Annotated in this window: 10 protein-coding genes; 2 read left to right on the top strand and 8 right to left on the bottom strand. The window is 72.6% G+C overall.

Translation table 11 applies throughout. The annotated features are described in order from the left end of the window. Positions 1-85: 85 nt before the first annotated feature. A complete protein-coding gene (locus NLX94_RS23255) occupies positions 86-1060 on the bottom strand; it encodes a YafY family protein (protein WP_254384927.1) in 975 nt (324 codons plus the stop codon). A gap of 130 nt (positions 1061-1190) precedes the next feature. On the opposite strand from NLX94_RS23255, the gene NLX94_RS23250 reads away from it, so the two are divergent. Continuing rightward, positions 1191-1586, top strand: coding sequence for a RidA family protein (locus NLX94_RS23250; RefSeq protein ID WP_254384952.1), 396 nt, complete (start codon positions 1191-1193; stop codon positions 1584-1586). Between the two features lie 125 nt (positions 1587-1711). Here NLX94_RS23250 and NLX94_RS23245 read toward each other — a convergent pair whose 3' ends face one another. Together NLX94_RS23245 and fmt are read right to left on the bottom strand one after the other, a co-directional pair. After that, positions 1712-3178 (bottom strand): transcription antitermination factor NusB, encoded by a 1467-nt coding sequence (locus NLX94_RS23245; RefSeq protein ID WP_254384926.1) that lies wholly within the window; start codon positions 3176-3178, stop codon positions 1712-1714. Positions 3179-3246: 68 nt separating this feature from the next. After that, positions 3247-4191 (bottom strand): methionyl-tRNA formyltransferase, encoded by a 945-nt coding sequence (gene fmt / locus NLX94_RS23240; RefSeq protein ID WP_254384925.1) that lies wholly within the window; start codon positions 4189-4191, stop codon positions 3247-3249. A 262-nt stretch (positions 4192-4453) separates the two neighbouring features. Here fmt and NLX94_RS23235 point away from each other — a divergent pair, with 262 nt between their 5' ends. Further along, the gene (locus tag NLX94_RS23235; RefSeq protein ID WP_254384924.1) at positions 4454-4972 is read left to right on the top strand and encodes a hypothetical protein; all 519 of its coding nucleotides are present in this window, start codon (positions 4454-4456) and stop codon (positions 4970-4972) included. A 134-nt stretch (positions 4973-5106) separates the two neighbouring features. Here NLX94_RS23235 and NLX94_RS23230 read toward each other — a convergent pair whose 3' ends face one another. The 5 genes from NLX94_RS23230 to gmk form a co-directional block, all read right to left on the bottom strand. Further along, positions 5107-7167: a primosomal protein N' gene (locus NLX94_RS23230; protein WP_254384951.1), complete on the bottom strand. Its 2061-nt coding sequence runs from the start codon at positions 7165-7167 to the stop codon at positions 5107-5109. Positions 7168-7379: 212 nt separating this feature from the next. Then, positions 7380-8588, bottom strand: a complete 1209-nt coding sequence (metK, locus tag NLX94_RS23225) for a methionine adenosyltransferase (protein WP_254384923.1) — start codon at positions 8586-8588, stop codon at positions 7380-7382. Between the two features lie 195 nt (positions 8589-8783). Further along, positions 8784-9998, bottom strand: a complete 1215-nt coding sequence (gene coaBC, locus NLX94_RS23220) for a bifunctional phosphopantothenoylcysteine decarboxylase/phosphopantothenate--cysteine ligase CoaBC (protein ID WP_254384922.1) — start codon at positions 9996-9998, stop codon at positions 8784-8786. 99 nt (positions 9999-10097) lie between these two features. Continuing rightward, on the bottom strand, positions 10098-10370 hold the full coding sequence (gene rpoZ / locus NLX94_RS23215) for a DNA-directed RNA polymerase subunit omega (protein WP_004948662.1): 273 nt from the start codon (positions 10368-10370) through the stop codon (positions 10098-10100). A gap of 79 nt (positions 10371-10449) precedes the next feature. Then, positions 10450-11013, bottom strand: coding sequence for a guanylate kinase (gene gmk / locus NLX94_RS23210; RefSeq protein WP_243334346.1), 564 nt, complete (start codon positions 11011-11013; stop codon positions 10450-10452). Positions 11014-11047: the final 34 nt, after the last annotated feature.

The raw sequence follows: 11047 nt of genomic DNA, 5'->3' as shown, positions 1-11047 counted from the left end.
CCGGCCCACCCCGAAAGGACACTGGACTGCCGGGACGCCCCCCGGAACCCCACGCAGCCAAAGCCCACCCCGCAGCAGGCGCACGTCACCCCCCATACCGCGCCGCCACCGCCGCCCCCCTCTCCCGCAGCCAAACCCGCAGCGACTCCGGCGCCAGGGCTTCCCCGTCCAGGCCGAGCTGCCACAGGGCCCATCGGGCATGGCGTGCGTCCTGGAAGGTCACCTCCAGGCGCAGCCAGCCGTCCGCATCGGCGTCGGGCTCCTCCGCACGGACCGCCAGTGCGGTCTCCAGCAGGTCTTCCCGGCGCGCCGGGTTCACCCGGAGCAGCACGGCGAGGTGGTCGCCGCCCGAGAGGAACCGCGCGGAGCGTTCCCGCCAGATCCGGTCCAGGTCCACCCCGCTGGGCCGCTGTGCCGCCTCGGGGAGTTCCTCGGCGGCCAGCACGCGCGACAGCCGGTAGGTGCGGTCCTCGCCCTCCCTCGTGGCGAGCAAATAGCCCCGCTCCCGTACGGTGACCAGCCCGATCGGGTCCACCGTCCGCCACTGCGGCTCCTCGTCCTTGGCCGCGTAGTGGATGCGCAGCTTGTGTCCGGCGAGTACCGCGCGCCGGACCTCGACCATCGTGGTGCCGGACACCTCCTCGGCGACCCGCCGGCGCGAGAGCAGGTCGCCCTCCGGGTCGACGAGGATCCGCTGCGCCGCGTCGTTCGCGGCGGTCCGGTGGCTTTCGGGGAGCGCGTCGACCACCTTCCGCATCGCCGAAGCGAGCGCCGGCCCCAGGCCGAAGGCCTGCTCGCCACGCCCCCATCCGGCGGCCAGCAGGGCGAGGCTCTCCTCGTGGTTCAGCCCGGTGAGCTCGGTGCGGAACCCGGGCGACAACGCGAAGCCGCCGTGCCGGCCGCGTTCGGCGTAGACCGGTACCCCCGCGGCCGACAGCGCTTCGATGTCGCGCAGCACAGTACGGGTGGACACCTCCAGCTCGCGGGCCAGCGCGTCCGCGGTCAGCCGACCGCGCTGACGCAGCAGCAACACCAGCGAGACCAGCCGATCCGCACGCATGAAAAAACTTTATCGGAATACACGACAGAGGGTGTCGTGATTCCTTGCGAGGCTCTTCCTGAACGAAGAACCAGAACGAAGAACCAGAACGACAAACACCGAACCACCGAACCAAGGAGCCGACATGACGCTGCAGCGCACCGCTATCAACCCCGTGACCTGGTCGGTAGAGATGGGCTTCAACCAGGGCGAGGTCGTCTCCGGTGAGACCCGGACCCTCTACATCTCCGGCCAGACGGCGATGAGCGCCGAGGGCAAGCCCGAGCACGAGGGTGACATGGCGGCCCAGCTGGCCCTGAGCATCAACAACGTGGAGGCCGTACTCGCCGAGGCGGGCATGTCCCTCGCGAACCTGGTCCGCCTCAACGTCTACACGACCGACGTCGACCTTCTCTTCCAGCACTACGGCGAGCTGGCAGGCCGCCTGGGCGCCGCCGGGGTGGCGCCGACCACCACGATGCTCGGTGTATCGCGCCTGGCGATCCCGGGCCAGCTGGTCGAACTGGAGGGAACCGCGGTCGCCTAAAACGACCGAGGCCGGCCGGAAACCCCGGCCGGCCTCCCCCAGCCCTACCCAGTCCCCAGCCGAGCCCAGCCCAGCCCCCAACCAGCTACCCAGTCCCCAGCCCAGCCCCCAACCCAGCTACCCAGCTACCCAGTCCTCCGGATCAGCGCCAGATACATCGCGTCCGTCCCGTGCAGATGCGGCCACAGCTGTACGTCCGGCCCGTCGCCCAGCGCCGGGACGTCCTGCATGTACGCCCGCGCGTCGATCAGTTCCGCCGCAACCGGGGCAGCACCCGCGCCCCGCCCCTTCAGCACGTCCTCCACCACCACCCGGGTCTCCGCCAGGTGCGGCGAGCAGGTCGCGTAGCCCACGACTCCGCCCACCCGGACCGCCGCGAGCGCCTCGCGCAGCAGCCCGCGCTGGAGCGGTGCGAAGCCCTCCAGGTCCTCCGGACGCCGCCGCCAGCGCGCCTCCGGGCGGCGGCGCAGCGCGCCCAGGCCCGAGCACGGCACGTCCACCAGGACCCGGTCGAAGGACCCCGGCCGCCACGGCGGACGGGTCCCGTCGGCCGTGATGACCTGATAGGGGCCGGGGTTGCCGGCGAGCGCCCGCTCGACCAGCCGGGCCCGGTGGGGCTGCTTCTCGGAGGCCAGCAGAAACGCCCCGCGCTGCGCGGCGAGCGCCGCGAGCAGCGCCGCCTTGCCGCCCGGTCCCGCACAGCCGTCCAGCCAGCGCTCGTCGCGGCCCTCGACCGGCACGGCCGCCAGGGCCATCGCCACCAGCTGGCTGCCTTCGTCCTGCACACCGGCGCGGCCCTCGCGCACCGCTTCCAGCGCGCCCGGTTCGCCGCCCTCGGCCATCCTGACCGCGTACGGGGACCAGCGCCCCGGCAGCGCCGAGTCCTCGCCGACCGCCTCCAGCAGCTCCGCCGCCGTGGACCGCCCGGGCCGTGCCACCAGAGTCACCTCGGGCCGCTCGTTGTCGGCCTCCAGCAGGTCCTCGATCCCGGCGCGGCCGCCGCCCAGCGAGTCCCACAGGGCGCTGACCACCCACCTGGGATGCGAGTGGTAGACGGCCAGATGCTCTTCGGCATCGTCTTCGTACGGCGGGGCGACCTTCTCCAGCCACCCGTCCAGGTCGTGCGCGGAGATCTTCCGCAGCACCGCGTTGACGAACTTCGCCCGCCCGTCCCCGAGCACCACCCGGGCCAGCTCCACGCTCGCGGACACCGCCGCGTGGGTGGGGATCCGGGTCCCGAGCAGCTGGTGCGCGCCGAGCGAGAGCACGTCGAGCACCGGCGGGTCGACCTCGCGCAGCGGCCGGTCGATGCAGGCCTTGATGACCGCGTCGTACGTGCCCTGGCGGCGCAGGGTCCCGTACACGAGCTCGGTGGCCAGCGCCGCGTCCCGCGCCTGGAAGGTCTCGTCCTTGCGGGCCTTCTTCAGCAGCGGCGGCAGCACGAGGTTCGCGTACGCGTCGCGCTCGTCCACCGCCCGCAGCACCTCGAAGGCCAGCATCCGGACGGGGTCCTTCTTGGGCCTGCGGTACGGCTTGGCGGGCTTGCCGTTGGCCTTGGTGGCGGCCGGTCGGCGAGGGGGCTGTTCGCTCACGTGAAAGGTGCTCCGGGATTACGTAACGCTATGACGATGGAACAGGAAGACGAAGGCGACTCCGCAGATCAGCGTACGTCGGACCCGCCCAGCCGCTCACCCGGAGCGATCCGCACCCCGCGCGCCCAGTCGGCGGCCTTCATCGGCTTCTTGCCCTGCGGCTGCACCCAGAGCAGCTCCACGGCGTGCGAGCCGGTGCCGACGTAGACGTTGTTCTTGCCCACGCTCAGGTCGCCCGGCTTCAGGTCGGTCCGGTCCGGGACCAGCCCGACCGAGACGAGCTTGAGCCGCTCCCCCCGGAAGACCGTCCAGGCGCCGGGCGCCGGGGTGCAGCCGCGCACGAGCCGGTCGACGCGCATCGCGGGCGCGTGCCAGTCCGCCCGGGCGTCCTCGACGGTGATCTTCGGCGCGAGCGAGATCCCGTCGGCGGGCTGCTCCACCGCGCGCAGGGTGCCGTCCTCGATGCCGTCCATGGTGGCGACCAGCAGCCCGGAGCCTGCGAAGGCGAGGCGGGTCAGCAGGTCGCCGCTGGTGTCGGTGGGCCGGATCTCCTCGGTGAGGATCCCGAAGACCGGGCCGGTGTCCAGCCCCTCCTCGATCCGGAAGGTGGAGGCACCGGTGACCTGGTCCCCCGCCATGATCGACTGCTGCACGGGCGCGGCACCGCGCCAGGCGGGCAGCAGCGAGAAGTGCAGGTTGACCCAGCCGTACTGCGGGATGTCCAGGGCGTCCTTGGGAATGAGCGCGCCGTACGCGACCACCGGACAGCAGTCGGGCGCGATCTCCCTCAACCGGGCCTGGAACTCCGGGTCGCGGGGCCGGGCGGGCTTGAGCACCTCGATGCCGGCTTCCTCGGCGCGCTCGGCGACGGGGCTGGCGACGAGGCGGCGGCCCCGGCCGGCCGGGGCGTCGGGCCGGGTGACGACGGCGGCGACCTCGTGGCGCCCGGAGGCGATCAGAGCGTCCAGGGCGGGCACGGCAACCTCGGGGGTGCCTGCGAAGACGAGCTTCACTGGGGTCTACCTCGCTATCTCGGCTGTCAGCAGCGCACCAGTCTATGGTCTGCCCGCCCACCGGTCCCACCTGCGTCGTCCCGCCCGCCCGAGGGGGCGTACGCACACACGCGCGCTCCTCGCATATGCCGACACGCCCCCATAGCGTGACCTGCCCACCGGGTAGCGCGTTGGTCAAAAGAGATTGACCGAAACGGGCCGCGAAACAGAACGGTGTCTGCGGCCCTATCCGCTCTTCAGCACCGGTTCGAGAGGCTTCTTCATGGCCGACCACGCCACCCACGACGCCCAAGCACGGGCCAGCCTGCACCTCCTGGTGCGGGACATCGAGCGGGTTCGCCGGCAGGTGGATGCTCTGCGTACGCTCACCGCCCAGCTCGGCAACGTCTACCGCCCGCGCCGCTCAGGCCCCTCCACGGGCTTCGTCGTCTACGGCCGGGCGCCCGCTCCCACCGTCCGCCTCGCGCAGGAACTGCGGGACAGCGTCGAGACGCTGGTCACCGCCGCGGTGGACTTCGACCGCTCGCTCGGCTTCTCGTGGGACGCGGTCGGCTCGGCGCTCGGCGTCACCAAGCAGGCCGTCCACCGGCGCTACGGTGCCCGGCGGGCGCAGAGCTCCGAATCCGCCGAGCGGGAGCCGCTGGCCGAGGGCACGACGACCCGGACCCTGGGGCCGCTGCCCACCGTCCCGGCGGCGCGCTCGGTGCCGCCGCAGCCGGTCCGCGAGGAGGCGGGCGCCGCGTCCCGCCCGGCCGCCTTCCCCGGCCCCCGCAACGGCTGACCCCCCACCGCCGGGACGCCGACCCCCGACGGCCCAGCCCCCGCCGGAGCGCTCCACCCTCCGGCGGGGGCTCCGTCATTCCCCGGCCCGGGCCTGTCGCCCCGCAGGGCCCGCCTCCCCAGCCCAGGCCGGGGCTAGCCGATGTCCAGCGGGTCGATCCGGATCCGGACCGCCTCCGACGCCGGGACGCCCCGGGCCAGGCGGGCCACCTGAGCCGACTTGAGGGCGGCGGCCAACGCGGCCCCGCTCCCGGGCGGGACCCGCACCAGCGCCCGTTCCCCGGGCGAAGCCTCCCCCCGCCGCCCCGGCACCGGCACCGGCCCCAGCACCTCCGCATCGGGCGGCAGCCCGGCCCCCGCCAGGAAGGCCTCGACGGTCTCCGCGCTGCCCCCGGCGACCGCCGCCATCCGGGACACCGGCGGAAACCCCAGCTGCGCCCGCTCCGCGAGCTCCCGTACCGCGTGCCCGACGGGATCCCACCGCACCAGCGCCTGGACCGGCCGCAGCGTCGGCTCGGCGACGACCACCACCTGTCCGTCCCCCCGGACCAGGGAGGCCGCCGCGATCCACCGCCGCAGCGCGTCCTCGCTCGCCCGCAGGTCGGGCCTGCTCAGCATGGCCCAGCCGTCCAGCAGCAGCGCCGCCGCGTAGCCGGCCCCGGCCGCGACCGGCTCGGCGCCGGGCGTGGACACCACGAGCGCGGGCCGGTCCGGTACCTCGTCGAGGATGTGGTCGCGCCCGGAGGTCCGTACGGGCACGGCCGGGAAGGCCCGGCCCAGCTCCTCGGCGGTCCGCCGCGCGCCCACCACCTGGGCCCGCAGCCGGAACGATCCGCACTCCTCGCAGTGCCAGGCCGGCTCGGCCCGCCCGCACCACCCGCAGTGCAGGTCCCGCTGGTCGGGAGCCTCCAGCGGCCCCGCACAGACCGTGCACCGCGCCGGAGTCCGGCACCGCTCGCAGGCCAGCCGGGGCACGTAGCCGCGCCGGGGCACCTGGACGAGCACGGGCCCGGTCTTCAGTCCCTCCCGTACGGTCTCCCACGCGAGGCTCGGCAGCCGCGCGGCCCGCGCGGCCCCGTCCCGGGCCAGCAGCTCGTCGCCGACGGTCCGGATCCGCGGCGCGTACGTACGCACCGTCTCGCGGTCGGCGACCAGCGGCCGGGCCCAGCCGGACTCGACGAGCTGCGCGGCCTCCACGGTGCAGCTGGTGCTGCCCACCAGGAAGCCGCAGCCGTCGGTGACTGCGCGCAGTTCCAGTACTTCCCGCACGTGCGGGAAGGGGGCGTGGACATCGCTGTGGCTGGAGTCCCCGTCGTCCCAGACGGCGACGAGCCCGAGGTCCCGTACGGGGGCGAACATCGCGGCCCGGGTGCCGACCACGGCCCGCACCGAGCCCCGGCTGACGGCCAGCCACTGGCGGTAGCGCTTCTCCGGTCCGGACTCGGCGGTCAGCAGCGCGTGCCTCCCCTCGCCGAGCAGCGCGGTGAGCGCCGCGTCGACGCGGGCGGCGGTGCGCCCGTCGGGGACCACGGCGAGGGCGCCGCGTCCGGAGGCGAGGGTGGCTGCCATGGCGCGGGCCAGCTCGTCGGCCCAGCCGGGGCCGGGCAGGGCCGTCCACACGGCCCGCGGGGTTCCGCCGCCGGCCAGGGCGCGCAGGAAGGCGGGGCCCGCCCCGTACCGCTCCCAGCCGGCGGGCTCGGGCGCGGGGGGCGGGGGCAGCGGTTCGGGGGACGGCTTGGCCTCGGCGCGGGCGCTGCGCGCGGGCAGTGCGAGCTGGAGCACGTCGGCGAGGCTGCCGGCGTACCGGTCGGCGACGGCGCGGGCGAGGGCGAGCATGCGGGGGCCGAGCACGACCTCGGGCGAGACGACCTGGGCGAGGGCCGCGAGGGCCCCGTTGTAGTCGGACTCGGCGCGGCGCTCGATGACGAAGCCGTCGATGAGCCCGCCGCCCTCGCGGCGGCCGCCGTGGACCCGGTGGGAGCCCGCGCCGAAGCGGACCCGGACGCGGACCCCGGGCTGGGCGGATGCGGAGAGCTCGGCGGGGACGGCGTAGTCGAAGAGCCGGTCGAGGTGGAGCACGCCCTTGTTCACGAGGACCCGGGCCACGGGCAGCTCCTCGGCGACGGAGGCTCCGCGCCAGGTCCGCGGCTTGGCCTTGGGCGCCTTGGCCTTCGCCTCGGCGACCATCTCCCGCATCAGCGCGAGCTGCTCCGGCGGCCCTCCCGGCTCTCCCGGACCTGCCGGCCCGCCCGGCCCGCTCCGCTCCCCGGCGTCATTGGTGCTGCTCACACCCGCATTCTTACCAAACCCCACCGACAACGGCGGACGGCCCCGCACACGCGGACGGCCCCGGACCACAAGGGGTCCGGGGCCGTCCGTCGAGCGGGTCCTACGAGGTGCTACGGGGCCTACAGGCCGGCAGCGGTCCGCAGGGCGTCCACGCGGTCGGTGCGCTCCCAGGTGAAGTCCGGCAGCTCGCGGCCGAAGTGGCCGTAGGCGGCGGTCTGGGCGTAGATCGGGCGCAGCAGGTCGAGGTCACGGATGATCGCGGCCGGGCGCAGGTCGAAGACCTGGCCGATGGCGTCCTCGATCTTCTGCACGTCCACCTTGTGCGTGCCGAAGGTCTCCACGAACAGACCGACGGGCTCGGCCTTGCCGATCGCGTACGCGACCTGGACCTCGCAGCGCGAGGCCAGACCGGCGGCGACCACGTTCTTGGCGACCCAGCGCATGGCGTACGCGGCGGAGCGGTCGACCTTGGACGGGTCCTTGCCCGAGAAGGCGCCGCCACCGTGACGGGCCATGCCGCCGTAGGTGTCGATGATGATCTTGCGGCCGGTCAGGCCGGCGTCGCCCATCGGGCCGCCGATCTCGAAGCGGCCGGTCGGGTTGACCAGCAGGCGGTAGCCCTCGGTGTCGAGCTTGATGCCGTCCTCGACGAGCTGGTTCAGCACGTACTCGACCACGAACTCGCGGATGTCCGGGGCGAGCAGCGAGTCCAGGTCGATGTCCGCGGCGTGCTGCGAGGACACGACGACCGTGTCGAGGCGGACGGCCTTGTCGCCGTCGTACTCGATGGTGACCTGGGTCTTGCCGTCGGGACGCAGGTACGGGATGGTCCCGTTCTTGCGGACCTCGGACAGCCGCTTGGAGAGGCGGTGCGCGATGTGGATCGGGAGCGGCATGAGCTCGGGGGTCTCGTCGCAGGCGTACCCGAACATCAGGCCCTGGTCACCGGCACCCTGCTTGTCGAGCTCGTCCTCGTCGCCCTCGACGCGCTTCTCGTACGCGGTGTCGACGCCCTGCGCGATGTCCGGGGACTGCGCGCCGATGGACACCGACACGCCGCAGGAGGCGCCGTCGAAGCCCTTCTTCGAGGAGTCGTAGCCGATCTCGAGGATCTTTTCGCGGACGAGCTGCGCGATCGGCGCGTACGCCTTCGTCGTCACCTCTCCCGCGATGTGGACGAGACCGGTGGTGATGAGGGTCTCCACGGCGACGCGCGAGGTCGGGTCCTCGGTGAGGAGCGCGTCGAGAATGGTGTCGCTGATCTGGTCAGCGATCTTGTCGGGGTGACCCTCGGTCACAGACTCCGAGGTGAAGAGACGACGGGACACAACGCTCCCTGGGGTTGCAGCGGCTGCTGGCTGAAATATTGGTGGAACCGCATCGGAGGCTGCGCCCGATCACGTTCCGGCTGCAGTTTATCGGTCGCCACCGTGCGCCGGACCACCCGTCTCGCCCTATGGGAGCCGTGTGACCTGCGGCACTCCATTCTTACTCAAGGAGCAGCCCGCGGAAAGGGCCTTCGCTCAGGCGCGTCGCACCGCGAGTCGCGGTGCCACCTGGTCCCAAATCACTTCTGCGAGCGCTTCCTTCGGACCATAGGGGACCGCGAGCTCACTTCCGTCGGAAGACAGGATGACCGCCTCGTTCTCCTCGGAACCAAAGGTCTTGGCCTCGCCCACCTCGTTGACGACGAGAAGGTCACACCCCTTGCGGAGGAGCTTGCTCCGCCCGTTGGCGAGCACGTCGTCGGTCTCGGCGGCGAAACCGACCACCACCTGGCCCTCCCGGGCCCGGTCGGCGGAAATCTCCGCGAGAATGTCTGGATTCCGTACGAGGATGACCGGTGCGGGCTCCTGTCCGTCCTTCTTCTTGATCTTCCCGCCCGCGTACTCGGCCGGCCGGAAGTCGGCCACGGCCGCCGCCATGACCACCGCGTCGGCGTCCGCCGCGGCCTTGAGCACGGCCTCGCGCAGCTGCAGGGCCGTCCCGACCCGTACGAGGTCCACCCCGGCGGGGTCGGCGAGCGCGGTGTTGGCGGAGACGAGGGTGACCCGGGCCCCACGGGCGACCGCGGTACGGGCGAGGGCGTAGCCCTGCTTGCCGGAGGAGCGGTTGCCCAGGAAGCGGACCGGGTCCAGCGGTTCGCGGGTGCCGCCCGCGCTGATCACCACGTGCCGGCCGGCGAGGTCGGGCTCGCTCACCCCACGGGCCAAGACCCGTACGCACACCTCGAAGATCTCCTCGGGGTCGGGCAGCCGCCCCTTGCCGGTGTCCTTGCCGGTGAGCCGGCCGACGGCGGGCTCGATGACCACGGCGCCGCGACGGCGCAGCGTGGCCACGTTCTCCTGGGTGGCCGGGTGCTCCCACATCTCGGTGTGCATCGCGGGTGCGAACACCACCGGGCAGCGCGCGGTGAGCAGGGTGTTGGTGAGCAGGTCGTCGGCCAGCCCGTGGGCGGCCTTGGCGAGCATGTCGGCGGTGGCGGGGGCGACGACCACGAGGTCGGCGGTCTGGCCGATGCGGACGTGCGGGACCTCGTGGACGCTCTCCCAGACCTCGGTGGAGGCCGGGTTCCCCGAGAGGGCGGCCCAGGTGGCCTCCCCGACGAAGTTTAGCGACGCCGCCGTCGGCACCACGCGCACGTCGTGCCCGGACTCGGTCAGCCGGCGCAGCAGCTCGCACGCCTTGTAAGCGGCGATTCCGCCACTGACTCCGAGCACGACCTTCGGCTTACCCACCACACACGCCCCTTCGGCTGATGACCGCTATGACACCTATGACACACCACAGGCCCGGCAGATGTTCTGCCGGGCCTGTGGTGAAAGGACACTCGTGCCTTACTGAGCCGGGGCCTCGATGGCCTCGGAGGTCAGCAGACCCGCGTTGATCTCGCGCAGCGCGATCGAAAGCGGCTTCTCGTGGACGTGGGTGTCCACCAGCGGGCCGACGTACTCGAGCAGGCCCTCACCGAGCTGCGAGTAGTACGCGTTGATCTGACGCGCGCGCTTGGCCGCGTAGATCACGAGGCTGTACTTCGAGTCCGTGGCCTCGAGCAGCTCGTCGATCGGCGGGTTGATGATGCCCTCGGGCGCAGTAATGGAAGAGGACACGCTCTACCTTCCGAAGATGGGGTAAGACCTAGAAGTGTCGAATCCGGACCGTCCGGACCGGTTGAACACCGGTCAACGATCAGACGACATTCATCAAGGCTAGCAGCTCGCGCGCGACGTCCTCGACCGAGGTGTTGACCAGGGTGGTGTCGAACTCGGATTCGGCAGCCAGTTCGATCTTGGCGGCACCGAGCCTGCGCTCGACGACCTCCGCGGTTTCGGTGCCCCGGCCGGTGAGCCGGCGGACCAGCTCGTCCCAGCTCGGAGGAGCCAGGAAGACCAGCTGTGCCTCGGACATGGACTCGCGTACGAGTCGTGCGCCCTGGAGGTCGATCTCCAGCAGGACCGGCTCGCCGTTCTCCAGGCGTTCCAGTACTGCGCCGCGCGGTGTGCCGTAGCGGTTGCCCGCGAACTCGGCCCACTCCAGCAGCTCGCCATTGGCGATCAGCTTGTCGAACTCGTCGTCGTTGACGAAGAAGTAGTGGACTCCGTGTCGCTCACCGGGCCGCGGCTTGCGGGTGGTGGCCGACACCGAGAGCCAGACCTCGGGGTGGACCTTGCGCATATGCGCGACGACCGTGCTCTTGCCGACCCCCGAAGGGCCGGAGAGCACGGTCAGCCGCGGACGAACCTCTGCTGCCATAGAGCGATTATCCAGGTTCTCGGGACTGCCTGAG

The organism is Streptomyces sp. TBY4 (genome assembly GCF_024213195.1).
GTDB lineage: Bacteria > Actinomycetota > Actinomycetes > Streptomycetales > Streptomycetaceae > Streptomyces.
Note: the sequence above shows the minus strand (reverse complement) of the source record. Positions and strands in the feature narration are given on the sequence as shown.

Bases quoted from the DNA above. Each gene is read 5' to 3' on its own strand.
- NLX94_RS23255 (WP_254384927.1), bottom strand. From the start codon at position 1,060: ATGCGTGCGGATCGGCTGGTCTCGCTGGTGTTGCTGCTGCGTCAGCGC.
- NLX94_RS23235 (WP_254384924.1), top strand. From the start codon at position 4,454: ATGGCCGACCACGCCACCCACGACGCCCAAGCACGGGCCAGCCTGCAC.
- NLX94_RS23230 (WP_254384951.1), bottom strand. From the start codon at position 7,167: ATGCGGGAGATGGTCGCCGAGGCGAAGGCCAAGGCGCCCAAGGCCAAG.
- gmk (WP_243334346.1), bottom strand. From the start codon at position 11,013: ATGGCAGCAGAGGTTCGTCCGCGGCTGACCGTGCTCTCCGGCCCTTCG.